Origin of the sequence: Lentzea waywayandensis (assembly GCF_900115955.1) — a bacterium.
In the GTDB taxonomy this organism is placed as follows: Bacteria; Actinomycetota; Actinomycetes; order Mycobacteriales; family Pseudonocardiaceae; genus Lentzea; species Lentzea waywayandensis.
In genome coordinates this window covers 82335-109309 of the sequence record NZ_FOYL01000002.1, presented here as the reverse complement: position 1 = coordinate 109309, position 26975 = coordinate 82335, and the positions used below count along the sequence as shown (strand labels likewise).

Here is a 26975-nt window from a genome sequence, read left to right as displayed (position 1 = left end):
TTCGCTGTATCTACGACTTGAGTCAACGCTCCGTGGTAGCGGGGCGGGTTCATACTTCGGAGGAGCGGTTCAGTGGTCGAGGGGGGTGCGCCTGGCGTTCGGCACTCGCTGACCGCGGCGCAGGTGGACATGTGGTTGTCGGCGGAGCTGTTGGGGGACGCTCCGGAGTTCAACCCTGCTCAGTACGTGGTGCTTCGCGGTCCTCTCGACGAGGAGCTCCTGCGCACGAGCGCCCGTGTCGTGGCCAGGGAGTCCGACGCCTATCGGCTGTTCTTCGGCGAGCACGCGGACGGCGCGCCGTGGCAGGCGTTCGCCGACGAGCTGCCCGCCGACGTCATGCCGGTGGTCGATCTGCGCTCGGAGGACGATCCGGCGGCTGCGGCGCGGGCGTGGATGCACGCCGACGGCGCCCGGCCGATCGACCACCGCACGGCACCGCTCTGGCGGTGGACGCTGCTGCGCGTCGCCGACGGCGAGAACTGGTGGTACCACCGCGCGCACCACCTCATCTCGGACATCTTCTCGTTCAACCTGCTCACGCAACGCGTGGCGGAGGTCTACGCAGGCGGGCACCGGCCCCGTTACTTCGGTGCCTGGGCCGACGTCGTCGCGGAAGACCAGGCGTACCAGCGATCTGCCGACCGGGCCGCGGACGAGCGGTACTGGCTGGACTCGGTCTCCGACACCGTGCGCGGTCGTCAGGACGAACGCCGCCCGGAACGGCAGCGGCCCTCACGGCGGCGCACGGTCGCGGTCGACGCGGCGCTGCGCGGCGCGGTTCTCGCCCGCTGCGCCGAGCTCGGTCTGCGCGTCCCGCACTTCCTCGTGGCGGCGTTCGCCGCCTATCAGCGGCAGCTGATCGATCGCGACGACGTGGTGTTCAGCCTCCCCACGGCCGCCCGCCGCAGTCCGCTGACCCGCGCGACTCCCGGTTTGCTGGCCGGCGTCGCACCGGTGGTCCTGCACCTGCCTCAGGACACGACGGTGCGGCAACTCGCCGAGGCCACCACAGCACGGCTGGCCGAGATCACGGCCCACTCGCGGTACCGGGGAGAGGATCTCGCCCGGCATCTCGGAGTCACCGGCACCGGCGCCTGGTTCGGTCCCACGCTCAACGTCGTCGACTTCAACCGGCCGCGCGACTTCGGGCCCGACGTGCACGCCGACGCGCCCCGCAACCTGGCGGTCGGCCCCATTCGCGACCTCACCGTCACCACTTACGGCTGGTCCCGTGGTGACCAGGCCTGGCTGGACGTCGACGTCGAGGACGGCGTGGCCGCCGACGCCGAACTGGCACTGCACGAGGAACGCTTCCTGGACGTGCTCGACCGGCTCGCCCGCGGGCCGGTCGACGAAGTCGCGTCTCCATCCACTGTGGACTCACGCCTCACCGGGCAGTGGGGAGCAGGAGCCGCGCCGGTCAGCACCTCGAGTGTTCCCGACCTCATCGCGAGCCACGTCGCGGCTCGGCCGGAGAAGCCTGCGGTCGTGTGCGGCGAAGACCGGATCTCGTTCGGCGAGCTCGGGGAACGGGCCGGTGCGCTCGCCGCCCGGCTTCAGCGGGCCGGTGTGACGGTGGGTTCGTCGGTCGCCGTGCTGGTGCCGCGTGGGCTCGAGTTGGCGGTGGCGTTCCAGGGTGTGTTGCGTTCTGGTGGCGTGTACGTGCCGGTGAATCCTGGGCTTCCTGCTGAGCGGCTGGGGTTCCTGCTGGCTGATGCCGGGGTGGTGGCGGTGGTCACGGTGTCGGTGTTGGTGGGGGAGTTGGCCGGGTTCGGCGGGGAAGTGTTGCTGGTGGACGGCGTGTCCGCAGACGCCGATCTGCCGGGCGTCCCGATCGACCTGTCCGCAGACGCCGGCCTGCCGCGCGTCCCGATCGACCTGTCCGCAGACGCCGATCTGCCGCGCGTCCCGATCGACCCGTCCGCAGGTCCCGGCTGGTCGCCCACCCCGATCGACCCCTCCGCACTGGCGTACATCGCCTACACCTCAGGCTCGACCGGCCGCCCCAAAGGCGTGGCCGTCACCCATGCCGCTCTCTCGTCCTACGTGGCGGGCTGGCGTGCCGGACTGGCCGAGTTGGGCGGACCGGGCACCGTGCTGTCCATGTCAGGCCCCGGGTTCGACGTGTCGATCGGCGACATGACGCGTGCGCTGGCGTTCGGCCAGACCGTGGTGTTCCTGCCGCACGACGAGGTCGTGTCGGTCGAGTCCCTGCACCGCACGTTGCTCGACCACGAGGTCGAGGTCGCCGAGATCGTGCCCGGCATGCTGCTGCGCGATCTCGCCGCCCACTGCCGTGAGGCGGGTCCGGTCGACTCGCTGCGCCTGGTCATCTCCGGCACGGACATGTGGACGTACGACGCGCTCGTGTCCGCCGTCGCGGCCGTGGCGCCCAACGCCTTGCCGGGCAACGTGTTCGGCGTGACCGAGGCCGCGATCGACTCGATCTTCCACCCGGTCACGGCCCGGCCGGAGCACGAGGGCGAGATCGTCCCGATCGGCGGGCCGCTGGCCGGTGTCGGCACCTACGTCGTGGACGGTCTGCTGCGGCCGGTGCCCGTCGGCGTCGAGGGTGAGCTGCTGGTCGGTGGTGCAGGTCTGGCGCAGGGCTATGTGGGCCGCCCGGATCTGACCGCGGAACGGTTCCTGCCCGATGTGTTCGGCCAGTCCGGTGGACGGTTGTACCGCACGGGTGACCGGGCGAGGTGGCGTGCCGACGGAGTGCTCGAGTTCCTGGGCCGGGTCGACGAGCAGGTGAAGATCCGTGGCTATCGGGTCGAGCCGGGTGAGGTCGAGGTAGTCATCGGTGACCATCCCGGTGTGCGTGATGTCGTTGTGGTGGCACGTGATGGCGGGCCGCACGGTGGCAAGCGCCTGGTCGCCTACGTGGTGGCCGAGGACGCCGGCGGTCTTGAATTGCGCTCCTGGTTGCGTGAGCGAGTGCCGGACTACCTGGTGCCGTCGGTGTTCGTGGCGCTGGATCGGCTGCCGCTGACGCCCAACGGCAAGGTCGACCGCCGCGGTCTGCCCGACCCCGAACCCGAGACGACCGAGGCCTACGAGGCACCCCGAACGTCCATTGAGGACTCCCTGGCGACCGTGTGGTCGCAGGTGCTGGGCGTCGACCGCGTCGGCGTGCACGACAACTTCTTCGAACTGGGCGGCGACTCGATCCTGAGCCTGCAGATCGTGGCGCGCGCCCGTGCCGCCGGTCTGGGGCTCGGCGTCGCCGAGGTGCTGTCCCACCAGACCGTTGCCGAACTGGCGGCCGTCGTGCGCGACACCCCTGTGGTGACGTTGGCTGAGCAGGGTGTGGTCACCGGTCCGGTGCCGTTGACGCCGATCCAGCACTGGTTCCTGGCGCAGGACATCGACGACCGGGACCACTGGAACTGGTCGGGCGTGTTCGAGCTGGCACCGGGTACCAGCGCTGGTCGGCTGGCCGGGGCACTCGACGCGCTCGTCGCCCATCACGACGCGCTGCGCCTCCGGCTCTCGCCCGACGGCCAGCACAACGCTCCTGTCGACGGCGGTGGGTTCCTGCGCGTCGTCGAAGGTGACGAGGCGGTGGTCGCCGAGATGACCGCGGCGCAGAAGTCGTTGCGGCTGGCCGATGGTCCGCTCGTGACGGCGGTCTTCTTCGATCGTGGCTCGGAGCCCGCGTGGCTGGGGCTCGTCGTCCACCACCTGGTGATGGACGGCGTGTCGTGGAACGTGCTGCTGGAGGACCTCGACAGCGTCTACCGGGGCGGAAGGCTCGGACCGAAGACCACCTCGTTCCGGCAGTGGGCCGACCGGCTCCAGACGCTCGACCCCAGCGGCGAACGGGACCACTGGGTCGCGGCGACGTCGGACGTGGTCGCGCTGCCGGTCGACGGCGACGGGCTCAACGACGAACGCTCCGCCCGGATCCACACGACGCTGCTGGACGCCGGGACGACCGCCGCGTTGATCGGCGACGCGCACAAGGCGTATCGCACGCAGGGCAACGATCTGCTGCTGGCGGCGCTGGTGCGCACGCTGGGCCCGTGGGCTGGCACCGATGAGCTGACCATCGACCTGGAGAGCCACGGTCGCGAGGCGATCGCCGACGGGATGGACCTGTCGCGCACGGTCGGCTGGTTCACGTCGATCTTCCCGGTGCGGCTGAGCCGCCACGAGGATCTCGGCGCGACGGTGAAGACCGTCAAGGAACAGCTGCGCGCTGTGCCGCGCCGCGGTGTGGGCTACGGCGCGTTGCGTTGGCTGCACGGCGATCTGGCCGACGCGCCGGAACGTCCGGTGCTGTTCAACTACCTGGGTTCCGCCGCGGGCGCCGGGGATCTGCTGCGCCGCGAGCTGCCCGTGGCCTTGCGGGGCGCCGCGACGGCTGGGCGGGGCACCCGGTCCCACGTGCTCAACCTCGAAGTGACCCGCACCGCGGACGGGCAGCTTCAGGTCGAGTGGCACTACAGCGCCGGCCTGCACGAGGCGGCGACGGTCGAACGGCTGGCCGAGACCTACCGGCGGGAACTGGAGGCGCTGGTCGAGCACTGCCGGTCCGGCGTCTCGGGTGTCACGCCGTCGGACTTCCCGCTGGCGTCGTTGACGCAGAACGAGATCGACCGGCTGGCGGCGCGGTTCCCTGGGCTGGCGGACGTGTACCGGCTGGCGCCGGTGCAGTCGGGCATGCTGTTCGGGGTCGTGGGCGCGCCGGCCGAGGACGACGGGCTCTACTGGGGCCAGGGGATCTACGAGCTCACCGGCACCGTCGAGGCCGACCGGCTCGCCGGTGCGTGGCGTTCGGTGGTCGCCCGCCAGGCTGCGCTGCGCAGCGGGTTCGTGTGGGAGGGCGTCAGCGAACCGGTGCAGGTCGTGCTGGCCGACGTCGACGTTCCTCTTGAGCTGCGCGACTTCTCCGGCCTCGACGGGAACACCCAGCAGGATCGCCTGCGTGAGCTGCTGGCCGAGGATCGGGCGCTGGGCTTCGACCTGGCCGCGCCGCCGTTGACGCGCCTGTACCTCGTCGATCGAGGTCTTGGGCAGTACTGGCTGGTCTGGGGGCTGTACCAGGGTCTGTGCGACGGGTGGAGCCTGCCGGTCGTCCTGGACGAGGTGCTGGCCGCCTACGACGGCTCGCCGCTCGCGCCGGTGCGGTCGTACCGGGAGTTCATCTCGTGGCTGGACCGGCGTGATCCGGACGAGTCCGAGGCGTTCTGGCGGTCCTGTTTGGACGGTTTCGAGGCGCCGACGCCGTTGCCGGTGGATCGCCTGGCGGCCAACCACTACGCGCAGGACCGGCGGCGGACCGCGCTGTCCGCGGACGTCACGGCCAAGATCGTCGACCTGGCCCGCCGCGAGCGCGTGACGCTGTCGGCGGTGGTGCAGGCGGCATGGGCCAAGGTGCTGTCGGCGACCTCGGGTGAGGACGACGTGGTCTTCGGCCTCACGGTGTCGGGCCGCCCGCCCGAGCTGACCGGTGTCGAGTCGACCGTGGGTCTGTTCATCAACACGTTGCCGGTGCGGGTCGTGGTGCCCTCGGACGTGCCGTTCACGTCGTGGTTGCGCGAGTTGCGGGACAACCAGGTTGCGGTGCAACGGTTCGAGTACACGCCGTTGGTCGACGCGCAGCGCTGGTCGTCAGTGCCCGGCGGCCGCGCGTTGTTTGACAGCATCGTCGTGCTGCGCAACTACCCCGGCGGCCAGACCCGTGTCGCCGACTTCGAGCTGTCGCCGCTGCTCGACTCGGTGGAGCAGGGCAACTACCCGCTCACCCTCGCGGTCGACGTCGATACCACGCTCAAGATCGAGGCCGAGTTCTCGACCGCCGCCTTCGACGCCGCGACGGTCGAACGCGTCCTCGACCAGCTGATGGTCGTGCTCACCGCCGTGGCGGAGCGGCCTGACCTGGCCGTGCGGGACGTGCCGTTGCAGCGGCCGGAGCAGGCCGCGGCTTTGGTGGCGTGGGGAGAGACTCCCGAGCCCGCCACCGAACGGCCGGTGCCGGACCTGATCGACGGCTGGGCCCGGATCTCGCCCGAGGTCGCCGTGGTGTGCGGTGCGGAGAGCCTGACGTTCTCCGACCTGGGTTTCCGGGCCGAAGCGCTGGCCGGCCGGCTCCAGGACGCCGGCGTGACGGTCGGTTCGAAGGTCGCCGTGCTGGTGCCACGCGGGATCGAGCTGGCGGTCGCCTTCCAGGGCGTGTTGCGCAGCGGTGGCGTGTACGTGCCGATCAACCCTGGGCTTCCCGCCGAACGTCTGGCGTTCCTGCTGGCCGACGTCGGTGCTGCGGTGGCGGTCACCACCTCGGCTCTGGCCGGTGAGCTGGCCGGGTTCGACCGGGTGCTGGTGCTCGACGACGTGTCTCCGGGTTTCGGTGCGTTGCCGGTGCGGATCGATCCCGACGCATTGGCGTACGTGGCCTACACGTCGGGCTCGACTGGGCGACCCAAGGGTGTGGCGGTGACGCACGCGGCGTTGTCGTCGTACGTGGCGGGATGGCGGGAAGGACTCGCCGACCTGGGTGGTCCGGGCACGGTGCTGTCGATGTCGGGCCCTGGGTTCGACGTGTCCATCGGGGACATGACGCGTGCGCTGGCGTTCGGCCGGACGTTGGTGTTCCTGCCGCACGACTCGCACGTGACGGTGGAGTCGCTGCACGAGACCTTGGTGGATCACGAGGTCGAGGTCGCGGAGATCGTGCCGGGCATGCTGTTGCGTGACCTGGCCGCGCATTGCCGGGAGGTCGGCCCGGTCAAGTCGCTGCGCCTGGTGATCTCCGGTACGGACATGTGGACGCACGACGCGTTGACGACCGCTGTTGCCGAGATCGCGCCTAATGCGGTGCCGGGCAACGTGTTCGGTGTGACCGAGGCGGCCATCGACTCGATCTTCCACCCGGTCGGTGAGGATCATCCCGCCGCGGTGGTGCCGATCGGCACGCCGTTGGCCGGGGCTCGGGCGGTCGTGGTCGATTCCACGATGCGGCCGGTACCGGTGGGTGTTCCCGGTGAGCTGCTGGTGGGTGGGTCAGGTGTGGCGCAGGGGTACGTGGGCCGGCCGGATCTGACGGCGGAGCGGTTCGTTCCCGACGTGTTCGGCGCGTCTGGTGGGCGGTTGTACCGGACCGGTGACCGGGCTCGCTGGCGTGCGGACGGGACCATCGAGTTCCTGGGTCGTGTCGATGAGCAGGTGAAGATCCGTGGGTATCGGGTCGAGCCTGGTGAGGTCGAGGTCGTCATCGGCGACCACCCCGACGTGCGTGATGTCGTTGTGGTGGCACGGGATGGTGGGCCGCACGGTGGTAAGCGCCTTGTCGCGTATGTCGTCGCGGAAGGCGAGTTCAGCGGATCGGTCCTGCGCTCTTGGCTGCGGGAGCGGGTGCCGGACTACCTGGTGCCGTCGGTGTTCGTGGCCCTGGATCGGCTGCCGCTGACGCCGAACGGGAAGGTCGACCGTCGTGGTCTGCCCGACCCGGAGCCGGAGATTCTCGCCGAGACGTACGTCGCGCCCCGGACCGCTGTCGAGGAGACGCTCGCGGCGGTGTGGAGTGGCGTGCTGAGTGTTGACCGTGTTGGCGTTCATGACAACTTCTTCGAGCTTGGCGGCGACTCGATCCTGAGCCTGCAGATCGTGGCGCGGGTGCGCGCGGCGGATCTGGGCGTCGACGTGGCGGACGTGTTCGCCCACCAGACGGTCGCCGAGCTTGCTCTCGCCGTGCGCGAAACGCCGGTGGTCTCGCTGGCGGAGCAGGGTGTGGTCACCGGACCGGTGCCGTTGACGCCGATCCAGCACTGGTTCCTGGCACAGGACATCCCCGACCGCGACCACTGGAACTGGTCGGGCATGTTCGAACTGGCCCCCGGCACCGATCCTGGCCGGTTGGGACAGGCGCTCGACGCCCTTGTCTCCCATCACGACGCGCTGCGCATCCGGTTCGGCGCCGAGCAGCACAACGCGCCGGTCGACGGCGGCGGGTTCCTGCGCGTCGTCGATGGTGATCAGGCTGTGGTCGCCGAGATGACCGCGGCGCAGAAGTCGTTGCGGTTGGCCGATGGTCCGCTTGTCGCGGCCGTGTTCTTCGATCGCGGCTCCGAGCCCGCGTGGCTGGGTTTGACCGTGCATCACCTGGTGATGGATGGCGTGTCGTGGAACGTGCTGCTGGAGGACCTCGACACCGCGTACCGCTCGGAGGCGTTGGGGCCCAAGACGGCCTCGTTCCAGCAGTGGGCCGAACACCTGCTGGAGCTGGAGGCCGGCGGGGAACGTGACCACTGGGTCGCGGCGACCTCGGACGTGGTCGCGCTGCCGGTCGACGGCGCCGGCCCGAACACCGAGGCGTCCGGTGCCGTGGTGAGCACCTGGCTGGACGCCGACGCCACCGCCGCGCTGTTCGGCGAGGCGCACAAGGCTTATCGGACGCAGGCCAACGACCTGTTGCTCGCCGCCCTGGCGAACGTCCTGGGGGAGTGGGCAGGCACCGATCACGTCACGGTCGACTTGGAGAGCCACGGTCGCGAGGATCTGGATCTGTCGCGCACGGTCGGCTGGTTCACGTCGATCTTCCCGGTGCGGCTGAGCCGGCACGAAGGTCTTGGCGCGACGGTGAAGGCGGTCAAGGAACAGTTGCGTGCTGTGCCGCGCCGTGGTGTGGGCTATGGCGCTTTGCGCTGGTTGCAAGGTGAGTTGGCCGATGCGGTGGATCGGCCGGTGTTGTTCAACTACCTGGGTGCTTTCGACGCCGTCGACTCGGTCGGGCTGATCCGGCGCGAGCTTCCGGCCGAACTGGCCGGTCCGATGCAGGGGCCTGGTGGGACGCGGGCCTACCCGCTGCAGTTGGAGGTCGTCCGCGCGGACGACGGCCGGCTGCGGATCGACTGGCTGTACAGCACGAACCTGCATCTCGCAGGCACCGTGAAGCGGATCGCCGACCGGTACGTCGAAGCGTTGCGCGCGTTGGTGGCGCACTGTCAGTCCGGAGTTTCCGGTGTCACGCCGTCGGACTTCCCGTTGGCGTCGTTGACGCAGAACGAGTTCGACGGGCTCGCTGGGCGTTATCCGCTGACGGACGTGTATCGGTTGGCGCCGGTGCAGTCGGGCATGTTGTTCGGCGTCGTGGGCTCTCCTGTCGACGGTCTTTACTGGGGGCAGAGCGTCTACGACCTGGCCGGTCCGGTCGACGCCGAACGGCTGGCGCGGGCGTGGCGGTCGGTGGTCGGCCGGCATGCCGCTCTGCGCAGCGGGTTCGTGTGGGAGGGCGTCAGCGAACCGGTGCAGGTAGTGCTCGCCGATGTCGGCGTTCCGGTCGAGGTGCGCGACTTCTCCGGCCTGGACTCGGACACCCAGCACGTCCGGTTGCGCGACCTGTTGGCCGAGGATCGGGCGCTGGGCTTCGATCTGGCCGCGCCGCCGTTGATGCGGTTGTACCTGGTGGACCGCGGCGAGGGCCGGTTGTGGCTGGTGTGGGGCCTGTACCAGGGTTTGTGCGACGGGTGGAGCCTGCCCGTCGTCATGGACGAGGTGCTGGCGGCTTACGACGGTGCGTCGCTCGCTCCGGCGCGGTCCTACCGCGAGTTCATCGCGTGGCTCGACGGACGTGATCCGGACGAGTCCGAAGGGTTCTGGCGGAAGAACCTCGACGGCTTCGAGGCGCCCACGCCGTTGCCGGTGGACCGGCTGGCGGCCAGCCACTACGCGCAGGACCGCCGCAAGACCACGCTGGACGAGGCCGTCACCACCAAGTTGGTGGAGCTGGCGCGGCGTGAGCGCGTGACGCTGTCGACGGTCGTGCAGGCGGCGTGGGCCAAGGTCCTGTCGGCGTCGTCCGGTGAGGACGACGTGCTGTTCGGTCTGACCGTCTCCGGTCGTCCGGGCGATCTGACCGGCGTCGAGTCGATGGTCGGCCTGTTCATCAACACGCTGCCGGTGCGGACCGTGGTGCCCGCGGACGTGCCGTTCACGTCCTGGCTGCGCGAGCTGCGCGACAACCAGGTCGCGCTGCAACGCTTCGAGTACACGCCGTTGGTGGACGTGCAGCGCTGGTCGGCTGTTCCGGGCGGCCGCGCGCTGTTCGACTCCATCGTCGTGTTCGGCAACTACCCCCACCGGGAACTACCGGACGACCTGGCCGCGATCCCCGACGGCTACGCCACCGTCGACTCGGTGGAGCAGGGCAACTACCCGCTCACCTTCGCGGTCGACCTGGAGCGCACGTTGCGCGTCGAGGCGGAGTTCTCGACGGCTGCTTTCGACGCCGTGACGGTCGAACGGATCCTCGACCAGCTGGTGGTCGTGCTGACGGCCGTCGCGGAACGGCCGGAGCTGACGGTCGCGGACGTGCCGTTGCAACGCCCGGAACAGGCCGCCGAGTTGGTGGCATGGGGCGAGACCCCGATCCCGGTCGCCGAGGCGCCCGTGCCCGAGCTGATCGCCGGGTGGGCCTCGGCTGAGGTCGCTGTGGTGTGCGGGGATGAGCGGCTGACGTTCGCCGAGTTGGGCGCGCGGGCGGATGCGTTGGCTGCTCGGCTCCAGCAGGCCGGTGTGGTGGTGGAGTCGCCGGTTGCTGTGTTGGTGCCGCGTGGGCTTGAGCTGGCGGTGGCGTTCCAGGGTGTGTTGCGTTCTGGTGGCGTGTATGTGCCGGTGAATCCTGGTCTTCCTGCTGAACGGCTGGAGTTCCTGCTGGCTGATGCCGGTGTGGTCGCGGTGGCGACGACGTCGGCGTTGGTGGGGGAGCTGGCCGGGTTCGGCGGGGAAGTGCTGCTGGTGGACGACGTGGCTGCGCACGCTGGCCCGCTACCCGCCCCGATCGACCTGTCCGTCGCCACCGGCGAGCCGCTCGCCCCGATCGACCTGCCTACGGACGCCGGCTGGTCGCCCACGCCGATCGACCCCTCCGCCCTGGCGTACATCGCGTACACCTCAGGGTCGACCGGCCGTCCCAAGGGCGTGGCCGTCACCCATGCCGCTCTTTCCTCTTACGTGGCTGGTTGGCGGGACGGGCTGGCCGCGTTGGGCGGACCTGGTCCGGTTTTGTCGATGTCGGGCCCTGGGTTCGACGTGTCCATCGGTGACATGACCCGTGCGTTGGCGTTCGGTCAGCGCGTGGTGTTCCTGCCGCACGACGAGCACGTGTCGGTGGAGTCGCTGCACGCCACGCTGGTGGGGCACCAGATCGAGGTCGCCGAGATCGTGCCCGGCATGCTGCTGCGCGACCTGGCCGCGTACTGCCGGACCGCTGGTCCGGTGGAGAGCCTGCGCCTGGTGATCTCGGGTACGGACATGTGGACGCACGACGCGCTCACCGCCGCGGTTGCCGAGGTGGCGCCTAATGCGGTGCCGGGCAACGTGTTCGGTGTGACCGAGGCGGCGATCGACTCGATCTTCCACGCCGTCACGGAGGACCACCCTGCGGCCGTGGTGCCCATCGGTACGCCGTTGGCCGGCGCTCGCGCTGTCGTCGTCGACTCCGCGCTGCGGCCGGTTCCCGTCGGCGTTCCGGGTGAGCTGCTGGTCGGTGGCGCGGGTGTGGCTCGTGGCTACCTGGGCCGCCCCGACCTCACCGCCGCGCGGTTCGTGCCCGACGTGTTCGGTGCTGGTGGCCGGCTCTACCGCACGGGCGACCGGACGAAGTGGCGTTCGAACGGCACGATCGAGTTCCTGGGCCGGGTCGACGAGCAGGTCAAGATCCGTGGCTACCGCGTCGAACCCGGTGAGGTCGAGGTCGTCATCGGCGACCACCCGGACGTGCGTGATGTCGTTGTGGTGGCACGCGATGGTGGGCCGCACGGCGGTAAACGGCTGGTTGCCTACGTTGTAGCGGAAGGCGAGTTCAGCGGTTCGGCACTGCGTTCTTGGTTGCGGGAACGGGTTCCGGACTACTTGGTGCCGTCGGTGTTCGTGGCGCTGGAGCGGTTGCCGCTGACGCCCAACGGCAAGGTCGACCGTCGTGGACTGCCCGATCCGGAGCCGGAGACGACGGGCGAGGCCTATGTCGCACCCCGGACTGCCGCCGAGGAGACTTTGGCGGCGGTGTGGAGCGGTGTGCTGGGTGTCGAACGCGTTGGGGTGCTTGACAACTTCTTCGAGCTCGGTGGCGACTCGATCCTGAGCCTGCAGATCGTCGCGCGCGTTCGCGCGGCCGGTCTGGGTGTGGACGTGGCGGACGTGTTCGCCCACCAGACGGTCGCCGCCCTGGCAGGTGTCGTGCGCGACACGCCTGCGGTGACTCTGGCTGAACAGGGCGTTGTCACCGGACCGGTTCCGCTGACACCGATCCAGCGCTGGTTCTTGGCGCAGGACATCCCGAACCGCGACCACTGGAACTGGTCCGGCATCTTCGAACTGGCACCCGGTACCGACCCTGCCCGCCTTGGCCAGGCGCTCGACGCCCTTGTCTCCCACCACGACGCGCTGCGCATCCGGTTCGGCGCCGACCAGCACAACGCGCCCGTCGGCGACGGAGGATTCCTTCGGGTCGTCAACGGGGACGAGGCTGTGGTCGCGGAGATGACCGCCGCGCAGACGTCGTTGCGGCTGGCGGATGGTCCGCTGGTGGCGGCCGTGTTCTTCGATCGTGGCTCGGAGCCCGCGTGGCTGGGGCTCGTCGTCCACCACCTGGTGATGGACGGCGTGTCGTGGAACGTGTTCCTGGAGGACCTCGACACCGTCTACCGGGGTGGAAAGCTCGGGCCGAAGACGACGTCGTTCCAGCAGTGGGCCGAGGTTCTGCAGGAACTGGACGCCGAGGCGGAGCGCCAGATCTGGCTGGCCCAGACCGCTGACGTCGTGGAACTGCCGCAGGACCGTCGCGGGCTCAACACCGAGACGTCGGCCGGTGTCGTGCGGACTTGGCTGGACGCCGCCACCACCGCAGCGCTGCTCAGCGACGCACACCGCGCCTACCGCACCCAGGGCAACGACCTGCTGCTGGCCGCTCTCGCCCAGGCACTGGGGGAGTGGGCGGGCACCGGCCACGTGACGGTCGATCTGGAGAGCCATGGCCGCGAGGCGGTGGCGGACGGCGTGGACTTGTCGCGCACCGTCGGATACTTCACGTCGATCTTCCCTGTCCGCCTCACGCACGAGGACGCTCCGGCGGCGGCGATCAAGGCCGTCAAGGAGGAGCTGCGCGCGGTGCCGCGTCGCGGCGTCGGCTATGGAGCCTTGCGTTGGCTGCGGGGCGAGTTGGCCGATGCGGTGGATCGGCCGGTGTTGTTCAACTACCTGGGTGCGTTCGACGCCGTCGACTCGGTCGGTCTGATCCGCCGGGAACTGCCCGCCGAGCTGGCCGGTCCGAGCGAGGGGCCGGGCGGGACGAGGTCGCACCTCCTCCAGATCGAAGCCCAGCAGGACGCGGACGGACGCCTCCAGGTCGAGTGGCACTTCAGTCACAACCGGCACGACACCGCCACGGTCGAACGGGTCGCGGCTCGGTACGTCGAGGCGTTGCGTGAGTTGGTAGCGCATTGCCGTTCCGGGGCCTCGGGCTTCACGCCGTCGGACTTCCCGTTGGCGTCGTTGGCGCAGAACGAGGTCGACCGGCTGGCTGAGCGCTATCCGCTGGTGGACGTGCACCGGTTGGCGCCGGTGCAGTCGGGCATGTTGTTCGGTGTCGCGGGCTCTCCCGTCGACGGCCTCTACTGGGGCCAAGGGGTCTACGACCTGACCGGTCCGCTGGACACCGGGCGGCTTGCCGACGCCTGGCGGTCGGTGATCGCCCGGCACGCCGCGTTGCGCAGCGGCTTCGTGTGGGAGGGCGTCAGCGAACCGGTTCAGGTCGTGCTCGCGGACGTCGATGTCCCGCTGGAGCAACGCGACTGGTCTCGTCTCGGCGACGCTGAACAGCAAGCGCGATTGCGTGAGCTGCTGGCCGAGGATCGGGCGTTGGGCTTCGATCTGGCCGCGCCGCCATTGACGCGGTTGTACCTGGTGGACCGCGGTGAAGGTCGTCTGTGGCTGGTGTGGGGCCTGTACCAGGGTTTGTGCGACGGGTGGAGTCTGCCCGTCGTCATGGACGAGGTGTCCGCCATCTACCAGGGCAAGTCTCTTGAGCCCGTGCGGTCCTACCGGGACTTCATCGCGTGGCTGGGCCGGCGTGACTCGGCCGAGTCCGAAGGGTTCTGGCGCACCTACCTGGGCGGTTTCGAGGCTCCTACGGCACTTCCGGTCGATCGGCTGGCCGCGAGCCACTACGACCAGGACCGGCGCCGCACGCACCTGGACGAGACCGTCACCGCCAAGCTGGTCGAACTGGCCCGCCGCGAGCGCGTGACGCTGTCGACGGTCGTGCAGGCGGCGTGGGCGCTGCTGCTGTCGACGTACTCGGGCGACGAGGACGTGGTGTTCGGCCTGACCGTGTCCGGCCGCCCGGCCGACCTGGCCGGAGTCGAGTCGATGGTCGGCCTGTTCATCAACACGCTGCCGGTGCGAGCCGCGGTGCCGACGGACACGCCGTTCCGCGCGTGGCTGCCCGAGCTGCAGGACAATCAGGTTGCGCTGCAACGCTTCGAGTACACGCCGTTGGTGGACGTGCAGCGGTGGTCGGCCGTGCCGCACGGCAGGGCGTTGTTCGACTCCATCGTGGTGTTCGGCAACTACCCGCAGGAGGAGCTGCCGGAGGATCTGGGCGGGGCGCAGGCCGCCGACTCCGTCGAGCAGGGCAACTACCCGCTCACCTTCGCCGTGGACCTGGAACGCACGTTGCGCGTCGAGGCGGAGTTCTCGACGGCTGCTTTCGACGCTGTGACGGTCGAACGCATCCTCGACCAGCTCACGGTCGTGCTGACCGCAGTGGCGGAACGGCCTGAGCTCGCCGTCCGGGACGTGCCGGTGCAGCGTCCCGAGCAGGCGGCGGAGTTGGTGGTGTGGGGCGCGACCCCGGTGCCCTCCGCCGAGCGGCCGGTGCCGGAGCTGATCGCCGGGTGGGCCTCGGCTGAGGTCGCCGTGGTGTGCGGTGAGGAACGTCTGACGTTCGCCGAGCTGAGCGCGCGGGCGGATGCGTTGGCTGCTCGGCTCCAGCAGACCGGTGTGGTGGTCGGCTCGTCCGTTGCCGTGCTGGTGCCGCGTGGGCTTGAGCTGGCGGTGGCGTTCCAGGGTGTGTTGCGTTCGGGTGGCGTGTACGTGCCGGTCAATCCTGGGCTTCCTGCTGAACGGCTGGGGTTCCTGCTGGCTGATGCCGGGGTGGTGGCGGTGGTCACGACTTCGGTGTTGGTGGGGGAGTTGGTCGGGTTCGGCGGGGAGGTGCTGTTGGTGGACGGCGTGTCCGCAGACGCCGATCTGCCGCGCGTCCCGATCGACCTGTCCGCAGACGCCGGCCTCCCGCGCGTCCTGATCGATCCGTCCACGGGTCCCGACTGGTCGCCCATCCCGATCGACCCCTCCGCACTGGCGTACATCGCCTACACCTCAGGCTCAACCGGCCGCCCAAAAGGCGTGGCCGTCACCCACGCCGCTCTCTCCTCCTACGTCGCGGGTTGGCGGGACGGACTGGCCGCGCTGGGCGGACCGGGCACCGTCCTGTCGATGTCAGGCCCTGGGTTCGACGTGTCCATCGGTGACATGACCCGTGCGTTGGCGTTCGGTCAGCGCGTGGTGTTCCTGCCGCACGACGAGCACGTGACCGTGGAGTCGCTGCACGAGACCTTGGTGGATCACGAGGTCGAGGTCGCGGAGATCGTGCCCGGCATGTTGTTGCGCGACTTGGCCGCGTACAGCCGGACCGCTGGTCCTGTGGAAAGCCTGCGCCTGGTGATCTCGGGCACCGATCTGTGGACGCACGACGCGTTGACGACCGCTGTTGCCGAGGTGGCGCCTAATGCGGTGCCGGGCAACGTGTTCGGTGTGACCGAGGCCGCGATCGACTCGATCTTCCACGCCGTGACCGACGATCACGCGGCGGCGGTGGTGCCGATCGGCACGCCGTTGGCCGGTGCTCAGGCGTTCGTGGTGGACGGGTCGCTGCGGCCGGTTCCGGTGGGTGTGCCGGGTGAGCTGCTGGTCGGTGGTTCCGGTGTGGCCCAAGGCTATGTGGGCCGGCCCGACCTGACCGCGGAACGGTTCGTGCCCGATGTGTTCAGCGGCTCCGGCGAGCGTTTGTACCGGACGGGCGACCGGGCTCGGTGGCGTGCGGACGGGACGATCGAGTTCCTGGGTCGTGTCGATGAGCAGGTGAAGATCCGTGGTTATCGGGTCGAGCCTGGTGAGGTCGAGGTCGTCATCGGCGATCACCCCGACGTGCGTGATGTGGTTGTGGTGGCGAGGGATGGCGGTCCGCACGGCGGCAAGCGGCTGGTTGCGTACGTCGTTGCGGAAGGTGAGTTCAGCGGTTCGGCGCTGCGTTCTTGGTTGCGGGAGCGGGTTCCGGACTACCTGGTGCCGTCGGTGTTCGTGGCGCTGGAGCGGTTGCCGCTGACACCGAACGGGAAGGTGGACCGGCGAGGTCTGCCCGCCCCCGAACCCGAGACCACCGATGCCTACGAGGCGCCCCGGACCGCTGCCGAGGAAACGCTGGCGGCCGTCTGGTCGCAGGTGCTGGGCACGGAACGCGTTGGCGTGCACGACAACTTCTTCGAGCTCGGTGGCGACTCGATTCTGAGCCTGCAGATCGTCGCTCGCGTTCGTGCGGCCGGTCTGGGTGTCGAAGTGGCGGACGTGTTCGCGCACCAGACGATTGCCGAGCTGGCTCTGGCGGTGCGTGACGCTCCTGCGGTGACGCTGGCCGAGCAGGGGGTCGTCACCGGGCCTGTGCCGTTCACACCGATTCAGCGTTGGTTCCTGGCGCAGGACATCCCGAACCGCGACCACTGGAACTGGTCCGGCATCTTCGAGCTGGCGCCCGGCACCGACCCGGATCGACTGAGCCGGGCGCTCGACGCTGTGGTGGCGCACCACGACGCGCTGCGCATCCGGTTCACCCCGGACAGCCAGTACAACGCCGGCATCGAGACTTCGGGCCACCTGCGTGTCACTGGTGCGCACGACGTGGTCGCGGAGATGACTGCGTCGCAGAAGTCGTTGAGTCTGGCCGATGGCCCGCTCATCGCAGCCGTGTTCTTTGATCGTGGCGATGAGCCTGCGTGGCTGGGTTTGACCGTGCATCACCTGGTGATGGATGGCGTGTCGTGGAACGTGTTGCTGGAAGACCTCGACACCGTCTACCGAGGTGGAAAGCTCGCGCCGAAGACCACGTCGTTCCAGCAGTGGGCGTTGCAACTGAAGGCGGACGACGGCGAACGCGACCACTGGATCGCCGCGACCGCGGACGTGGCCGAGCTTCCTGCCGACGGCGACGGCCCGAACAGCGCCGCGTCCGAGGCGATCGTGCAGTCGTGGCTGGACGCCGAGACGACCGCGTCGCTGTTGGGCGAGGTGCACAAGGCGTACCGCACGCAGGGCCAGGACCTGTTGCTGACCGCTCTCGCTCAGACTCTGGGTGAGTGGACCGGCAGCGATCACGTCACGGTCGACCTGGAGAGCCACGGCCGTGAGGGCGCGGACCTGTCTCGCACCGTCGGGTGGTTCACGTCGATCTTCCCAGTGAGGCTGAGCAGTCACACCGATCCCGGCACGGCGATCAAGTCGGTGAAGGAGGAACTGCGGGCGGTGCCGCGCCGCGGTGTCGGGTACGGCGCTTTGCGTTGGTTGCAGGACGATCTGGCCGGTGCTCCGGACAGGCCGGTGTTGTTCAACTACCTCGGCGCATACGACGCGAACGACTCCACCGGACTGATCCGTCGAGAGCTGGACGGCGACCTGGCCGGGCCCAGCGAGGGCGAGGGTGGGACGCGGTCGCACCTGGTGCAGCTCGAGGTGCAGCAGACCGCCGACGGCCGGTTGTCGATCGAGTGGTTCCACTCGACCAACCGGCACGACACCGCCACCGTCGAACGGGTCGCGGCTCGGTACGTCGAGGCGTTGCGCGCGTTGGTGGCGCATTGCCGGTCTGGGGTCTCGGCCTTTACGCCGTCGGACTTCCCGCTGGCGTCGCTGGCACAGGGCGAGATCGACGGGCTCGCGGGACGTTATCCGCTGGTGGACGTGTATCGGTTGGCGCCGGTGCAGTCGGGCATGTTGTTCGGCGTCGTGGGCTCTCCTGTCGACGGCCTCTACTGGGGACAGAGCGTCTACGACCTGGCCGGCCCGATCGACGTCGAGCGGTTCGCGGCGGCGTGGCGTGAAGTGATCGCCCGGCACGCGTCCCTGCGCAGCGGGTTCGTGTGGGAGGGCGTCGCCGAGCCGGTTCAGGTCGTGCTCGGCGATGTCGAGGTGCCGTTGACGGCCCACGACTGGTCGGGTCTCGACGAGGCCACGCAGCAGGTGCGGTTGCAGGAGTTGCTGGCGGACGACCGCGCGCTCGGCTTCGACCTCGCCCGCCCGCCGCTGATGCGTCTGTACGTCGTAGACCGCGGCAACGGGCAGAACTGGCTGATCTGGGGTCTCTACCAGGGTTTGTGCGACGGGTGGAGCCTGCCCGTCGTGATGGACGAGGTGTCCGCCGCCTACCAGGGCAGCACCCTCGAACCGACCCGGCCCTACCGGGACTTCATCGCCTGGCTGGACGGGCGTGACCCGGCCGAGCCGGAAGCCTTCTGGCGCAACTATCTGGGCGAGTTCGAGGCGCCGACGCCGCTGCCCGCGGACCGGTTGGCCGCGAGCCACTACGACCAGGATCGCCGGCGCACCCACCTCGACGACGACGTGACGGCCGAGCTGGTGGCACTGGCCCGGCGCGAACGCGTGACGTTGTCGACGGTCGTGCAGGCCGCGTGGGCCAAGGTCCTGGCGGACACCGCGGGCGAGGACGACGTCGTGTTCGGCCTGACCGTGTCCGGCCGCCCGGCGGACCTGGCCGGGGTCGAGTCGATCGTCGGCCTCTTCATCAACACGCTGCCGGTGCGGGCGGTCGTGCCCGCGGACGTGCCGTTCACCTCGTGGCTGCACGACCTGCGGGACAACCAGGTCGCGGTGCAGCGGTTCGAATGGACGCCGTTGGTGGACGTGCAACGGTGGTCGGCCGTGCCGCACGGCAGAGCGTTGTTCGACAGCATCGTGGTGTTCGGCAACTACCCGCAGGAGGAACTGCCGGAGGACCTGGGCGAGGACTGGTTGCAGGCCACCGACTCGGTGGAGCAGGGCAACTACCCGCTCACCTTCGCGGTCGACCTGGAGGCCACGCTCAAGATCGAGGCCGAGTTCTCCACGGCGGCGTTCGACGCCGCGACGGTCGAACGGATCCTCGACCAACTCGCGGTCGTGCTGACGGCGGTGGCGCGGCGGCCGGACCTGCTCGTTCGGGACATTCCGCTGCACCGCCCGGCCCAGGCCGCCGAGATCGTCGGATGGGGCAGCACGGCAACGCCGGCGGCCGAACGGCCGGTGCCGGACCTGGTCGCCGGATGGGCTTCGTCCGATGTCGCCGTCATCTGCGGCGACGAACGGCTCACGTTCGCGGAGTTGGGTGCTCGGGCCGATGCTCTGGCCGCTCGGCTTCAGCAGGCCGGTGTTGCGGTCGGCTCGTCGGTTGCTGTTCTGGTGCCGCGTGGACTTGAGCTGGCGGTCGCTTTCCAGGGGGTTCTGCGCGCAGGTGGCGTGTACGTGCCGATCAACCCCGGGCTTCCTGCTGAACGGCTGGCGTTCCTGCTGGCTGATGCCGGGGTGGTGGCGGTGGCCACGACGTCGGCCTTGGTGGGGGAGTTGGTCGGGTTCGGCGGGGAGGTGCTGCTGGTGGACGGCGTGTCCGAAGACGCCCGCCTGCCGCTCGGCCCGATCGACCTGTCCACCGGCTCCGGCTGGTCGCCCACCTCGATTGACCCCTCTGCCTTGGCCTATGTGGCTTATACCTCGGGTTCGACCGGGCGTCCCAAGGGCGTCGCCGTCACCCACGGCGCGTTGTCGAGCTATGTGGCGGGGTGGCGTGACGGGTTGGCCGCGCTGGGCGGACCGGGCACGGTGCTGTCGATGTCAGGCCCTGGGTTCGACGTGTCCATTGGGGACATGACACGGGCCTTGGCGTTCGGTCAGACGGTGGTGTTCCTGCCGCACGACGAGCACGTGTCGGTCGAGTCGTTGCATCACACGCTGCGTACGCATGACGTGGCGATCGCGGAAATCGTGCCGGGCATGCTCCTGCGTGACCTGGCAGCACACTGCCGCAGCGCCGGGCCGATCGAGAGCCTGCGTCTGGTGATCTCCGGTACCGACATGTGGACACACGACGCGCTGACCACCGCGGTGGCAGAAGTGGCACCGAACGCGGTGCCGGGCAACGTGTTCGGTGTGACCGAGGCGGCGATCGACTCGATCTTCCACCCGGTGTCCGAGGACCATCCCGCCGCTGTGGTCCCGATCGGTACTCCTCTCGCGGGCGCGCAGGCGTTCGTGGTGGACGGGTCGCTGCGGCCGGTTCCGGTGGGTGTGCCGGGTGAGCTGCTGGTCGGTGGTTCCGGTGTGGCCCAGGGGTATGTGGGCCGGCCGGACCTGACTGCGGAACGGTTCGTGCCGGACGTGTTCGGCACGTCTGGTGGTCGGCTCTACCGCACGGGCGACCGGGCGAAGTGGCGTTCGGACGGCACGATCGAGTTCCTCGGCCGGGTCGACGAGCAGGTCAAGATCCGCGGTTACCGGGTCGAGCCGGGTGAGGTCGAGGTAGTCATCGGTGACCATCCCGGTGTGCGTGATGTCGTTGTGGTGGCACGGGATGGCGGGCCGCACGGAGGCAAGCGCCTGGTCGCGTACGTGGTGGCCGAGGATGCCAGCGGTCTGGAACTGCGCTCCTGGTTGCGTGAGCGAGTGCCGGACTACCTGGTGCCTTCGGTGTTCGTCGCGTTGGAGCGGCTGCCGCTGACGCCCAACGGCAAGGTCGACAGGCGAGGCCTGCCCGATCCCGAGCCGGAGAGGACGGGCGAGGCGTACGTCGCGCCACGGACCGCCGCCGAGGAGACGCTCGCCGCCGTGTGGGGCGGTGTTCTGGGTGTCGAACGTGTTGGCGTTCATGACAACTTCTTCGAGCTCGGTGGCGACTCGATCCTGAGTCTGCAGATCGTGGCTCGGGCCCGCGCCGCCGGACTCGGCATCGACGTGGCCGACGTGTTCGCCCATCAGTCGGTGGCCGAGTTGGCGCCGGTCGTGCGCAACGCCCCGGAGGCGACCAGCGCCGAGCAGGGGATCGTCACCGGACCGGTGCCGCTGACGCCGATCCAGCACTGGTTCCTGGCACAGGACATCCCGAACCGCGACCACTGGAACTGGTCCGGCATCTTCGAACTCGCACCCGGCACCGATCCGGCCCGACTGAGCCGGGCACTCGATGCCGTGGTGGCGCACCACGACGCGCTGCGCATCCGGTTCACCCCGGAAAGCCAGTACCACGCTCCGGTCGACGGCGGGTTCCTACGCGTTGTCCAAGGGGACGTGGTCACGGAGATGACCGCGGCGCAGAAGTCGTTGCGCCTGGCCGACGGCCCGCTCCTTGCTGCCGTGTACTTCGAACGCGGCGAGCAGCCTGCGTGGCTGGGACTGACCGTCCATCACCTGGTGATGGACGGCGTGTCGTGGAACGTGTTGCTGGAAGACCTCGACACCGCCTACAACGGCGGCAGACTCGGGCCGAAAACGACGTCGTTCCAGCAGTGGGCGTTGCAGTTGCAGGACGACGACGCCGGCAGCGAACGTGAGCACTGGGTTGCGGCGACCGCGGACGTGGTGACGCTTCCTGCCGACGGCGACGGACCGAACACGGACGCGTCCGAGGCGATCGTGCAGTCGTGGCTGGACGCGGACACGACGGCGGCCCTGCTCGGCGACGCGCACAAGGCGTATCGCACGCAAGGCAACGACCTGCTGCTCGCGGCCTTGGCACAGGCGTTGGGTGAGTGGGCAGGCACCGATCACGTCACGGTCGACCTGGAGAGCCACGGCCGCGAGGGCGCGGACCTGTCTCGCACCGTCGGGTGGTTCACGTCGATCTTCCCGGTGCGCCTCACGAACGAGCGCGACCCGGCGACGGCGATCAAGTCGGTGAAGGAACAGCTGCGGGCGGTGCCGCGCCGTGGCGTGGGCTACGGCGTGTTGCGCTGGCTGCGGAACGAGCTGACCGAGGCGCCGGCCAGGCCGGTGTTGTTCAACTACCTCGGCGGGTACGACGCGGACGACTCCGCCGGGTTGATCCGCCGCGAACTGGACGGCGACCTGGCCGGGCCGAGCGAAGGTGAAGGCGGGACGCGGTCGCACCTGGTGCAGCTCGAGGTGCAGCAGACCGCCGACGGCCGGTTGTCGATCGAGTGGTTCCACTCGACCAACAGCCATGACACCGCCACCGTCGAACGGGTCGCGGCACGGTACGTCGAGGCGTTGCGCGATCTGGTCGAGCACTGCCGGTCGGCCGTCTGTGGGTTCACGCCCTCGGACTTCCCGCTGGCGTCCCTCACCCAGGCCGAAGTCGACGGCCTGGCCAGACGCAGTCCGTCCCTTGTGGACGTCTACCGGCTGGCACCGGTGCAGTCGGGCATGTTGTTCGGTGTCGTCGGCGCCCCGGAAGAAGGCGACGGGCTCTACTGGGGTCAGGGCGTCTACGACCTGGCCGGTCCGATCGACGCCGAACGGCTGGCCGAAGCGTGGCGTCAGGTGATCAGCCGCCACGCCGCGCTCCGGAGCGGGTTCGTGTGGGAGGGCGTCAGCGAACCGGTGCAGATCGTGCTGGCCGACGTCCACGTGCCGCTGACCACCCACGACTGGTCGGAGCTGGACGAGGCCGCGCAACAGCAGCGGCTCCAGGATCTCCTGACCGACGACCGCGCGCTCGGGTTCGACCTGGCGCGGCCGCCGCTGACGCGCCTGTACCTGGTCGACCGGGGTGACGGGCAGAACTGGCTGATCTGGGGCCTCTACCAGGGTTTGTGCGACGGGTGGAGCCTGCCCGTCGTGATGGACGAGGTGTCCGCCGCGTACCAGCGGCAGGCGCTGCGACCGGTGCGTCCGTACCGCGACTACATCGCCTGGCTCGGCCGGCGCGATCCCGCTGCCACCGAAGGGTTCTGGCGCACCTACCTGGACGGGTTCGAGGCGCCCACGGCGTTGCCGGTGGACCGCCTGGCCGCGAGCCACTACGCCCAGGACCGGCGGCGCACGGACCTCGACGAGCACGTCACCACCAGGCTCGTGGAACTGGCCAGGCGCGAACGCGTCACGTTGTCGACGGTCGTGCAGGCGGCGTGGGCCAAGGTCCTGTCCGCCGGCTCGGGCGAGGACGACGTGGTGTTCGGCCTGACCGTGTCGGGGCGCCCGGCCGATCTGGCCGGGGTCGAGTCGATGGTCGGGTTGTTCATCAACACGCTGCCGGTGCGGGCCGCGATCCCCGGCAGGACGCCGTTCTCGACGTGGTTGCACGAGCTGCGGGACAACCAGGTCGCGTTGCAACGGTTCGAGTTCACGCCGCTGGTCGACGTGCAGCGGTGGTCCGCCGTGCCGCACGGCCGCGGGTTGTTCGACAGCATCGTCGTGTTCGGCAACTACCCGCAGGAGGAGGCACCCGCCGACGCCGGCGAGGACTGGGCCGACGCCGTCGAGTCCGTCGAGCAGGGCAACTACCCGCTCACCTTCGCGGTCGACCTGGAGGCCACGCTCAAGATCGAGGCCGAGTTCTCCACGGCGGCGTTCGACGCGGCCACGATCGAACGCGTTCTCGACCAGCTCGTCGTCGTCCTCACCGCCGTAGCCCACGAGCCGGAACTGCCCGTCGCCGAGCTGCCGTTGCAGCGTCCGGACCAGGCCGCCGCGCTCGTCGCCCAGGGCGAGACCCCGGTACCGGTCGCCGAACGGCCGGTGCCCGAGCTGATCCACGGCTGGGCGCACACCGACGCCGTGGCCGCGAAGTGCGGTGACGAGCGCCTGACGTTCGCCGAGCTCGACGCACGGGCGGATGCGTTGGCTGCTCGGCTTCAGCGGGCTGGTGTGACGGTGGAGTCGCCGGTCGCCGTGCTGGTGCCGCGCGGGATCGAGTTGGCGGTGGCGTTCCAGGGCGTGCTGCGTTCCGGTGGCGTGTACGTGCCGGTCAATCCTGGTCTTCCTGCTGAACGGCTGGAGTTCCTGCTGGCTGATGCCGGGGTGGTGGCTGTGGTCACGGTGTCGGCGTTGGTGGGGGAGTTGGCCGGGTTCGGCGGGGAGGTGCTGCTGGTGGACGGCTTGGCCGTGAACGCGGGTCCGTCGCCCACCCCGATCGACCCCTCCGCACTGGCGTACATCGCCTACACCTCAGGCTCGACCGGCCGCCCGAAGGGCGTGGCCGTCACCCATGCCGCTCTCTCGTCCTATGTCGCGGGTTGGCGGGACGGGCTGGCCGAGTTGGGTGGCCCAGGCCCGGTGTTGTCGATGTCCGGTCCGGGCTTCGACGTCTCCATCGGCGACATGACCCGTGCGCTGGCGTTCGGCCAGACCGTGGTGTTCCTGCCGCACGACGAGCACGTCTCCGTGGAGTCCTTGCACAGCACGCTTTCTAATGACGGTGTCGCGATCGCGGAGATCGTGCCGGGCATGCTCCTGCGGGATCTGGCGGCACACTGCCGCAGCGCCGGGCCGATCGAGAGCCTGCGGCTCGTGATCTCCGGCACCGACATGTGGACGCACGACGCGCTCACCACTGCGGTGGCCGAGGTGGCGCCGAACGCGATACCGGGCAACGTGTTCGGCGTGACCGAGGCCGCGATCGACTCGATCTTCCACCCGGTCGGCGACGACCACCCGCAGGCCGTCGTACCCATCGGCACGCCGCTCGCCGGGGCCCGCGCCGTCATCGTCGACGACGCGATGTGCCCGGCCCCTGTCGGAGTTCCGGGTGAGCTGCTGGTCGGTGGTCCGGGTGTGGCTCGTGGCTATGTGAATCGGCCGGACCTGACCGCGGAACGGTTCGTGCCGGACGTCTTCGGCATGGCCGGTGGCCGGCTCTACCGCACGGGCGACCGGGCGAAATGGCGCTCAGACGGCACGATCGAGTTCCTCGGCCGGGTCGACGAACAGGTCAAGATCCGCGGCTACCGCGTCGAACCGGGTGAGGTCGAGGTCGTCATCGGCGACCACGCCGGTGTGCGTGATGTCGTTGTGGTGGCACGGGACGGCGGCCCGCACGGCGGCAAGCGGCTCGTCGCGTACGTCGTCGCGGAAGGCGAGTTCAGCTCGAAGGACCTGCGGTCATGGTTGCGCGAGCGGGTGCCGGACTACCTGGTGCCATCGGTGTTCGTGGCACTGGACAGGCTCCCGCTCACCCCGAACGGCAAGGTCGACCGCAACGGCCTGCCCGACCCCGAGCCCGAGACGGCGGCCGAGGTCTTCGAGGCGCCTCGTACGTCCATTGAGGACGTTCTGGCCGAGGTGTGGTCGCAGGTGCTGGGCCTGGAACGCGTTGGCGTGCACGACAACTTCTTCGAGCTTGGCGGCGACTCGATCCTGAGTCTGCAGATCGTGGCGCGGGCACGCGCGGCCGGTCTGGGTGTGGACGTGGCGGACGTGTTCGCCCACCAGACCATCGCCGAGCTTGCACCCGTCGTGCGCGACACACCCCAGGCCATGCTTGCCGAACAGGGTGTCGTCGCCGGTCCGGTCCCGCTCACGCCGATTCAGCACTGGTTCGTGGAGCAGGACATCCCCGACCGCGACCACTGGAACTGGTCGGGAGTGTTCGAGCTGGCGGCCGGCACCGATCCGGCGAAGCTCGCGCGGGCGCTCGACACCGTGCTCGCCCACCACGACGCCCTGCGCATGAGGTTCCGCCAGGACGGGGACGTCTGGGTGCAGGACAACGACGGTGAACTGGAAGGAGTCCTGCGCGTCGTCACCGCCCAGGACGACGACGAGGTCATCGCGCACATGACCGCGGCGCAGACGTCGTTGCGCCTGGCAGACGGTCCGCTGGTGGCCGCGCTGTACTTCGACCGCGGTGCCGCCCCGGCGTGGCTGGGGCTCACCGCGCACCACTTCGTCATGGACGGCGTGGCGTGGAACGTCCTGCTGGAAGACCTTGATACCGCCTACCGAAGCGGATCGCTCGGGCCGAAGACGACCTCGTTCCAGCAGTGGGCCGAGGTGCTGCACGCCGACGACCCCGCTGCCGAACGCGATCACTGGGCGGCGCAGACCGAGCGGGTCACCGCGGTGCCCGTCGACAGCCGCGGTGCCAACACCGAGGCGTCGGCCGACACCGTGCGCACCTGGCTCGACGCGAAGTCCACCGAGGTGTTGCTCGGCGAGGCCCACAAGGCCTATCGGACGCAGATCAACGACCTGCTGCTGGCCGCGCTGTTCAAGACCCTGGGCGAGTGGGCCGGCACCGGTGACGTCACGATCGACCTCGAGAGCCACGGCCGCGAGGCGATCGCCGACGGCGTCGACCTGTCCCGGACCGTCGGGTGGTTCACGTCGATCTTCCCGGTGCGTCTGCGGCACAGCAGGCTGACCGACAGCGGCGAGCTGATCAAGGCGGTCAAGGAACAGTTGCGGACTGTGCCGCGGCGCGGTGTCGGATACGGGCTTCTCCGTTATCTGGAACGCGACGAACGATTGGTCACCGCATCGGCGCGGCCCGTGTTGTTCAACTACCTCGGCGCATTCGACGCGGCGGGCGACGACGCGGTCGGGCTGATTCGTCGGGAACTGCCCGCCGATCTCTGCGGACCGACGGAGAACGAGCAGGGAAGCCGTTCGCATCTGCTCCAGATCGAAGTCGAACAGACATCGGACGGCCGTCTGCTGGTCGAATGGTATTTCAGCGCCAACGTGCACAGGCAGGGGACCGTCGAGCGACTCGCGGCGCGTTATGTGGACGTGCTGCGGGAGTTGGTGGAGCACTGCCAGTCAGGGGCCGGCGGCGTCACCCCGTCCGACTTCCCGCTGGCCAACATCGATCAGGCGAGTCTCGCGGCCGTGCTCAAGCAGATGGGTGGGTGATCGGCAAAACCTCGGGGGGCATCCAGCGCACTGGTTTTCCGCGATTGGACCAGTGAATTGCACTGAGT

General features: G+C 69.7%; 1 protein-coding gene. It reads left to right on the top strand.

All coding sequences use genetic code 11. The features are described from left to right. Positions 1 to 72: 72 nt before the first annotated feature. A complete protein-coding gene (locus tag BM417_RS05430; protein WP_093588683.1) occupies positions 73 to 26907 on the top strand; it encodes a non-ribosomal peptide synthetase in 26835 nt (8944 codons plus the stop codon). Positions 26908 to 26975: the final 68 nt, after the last annotated feature.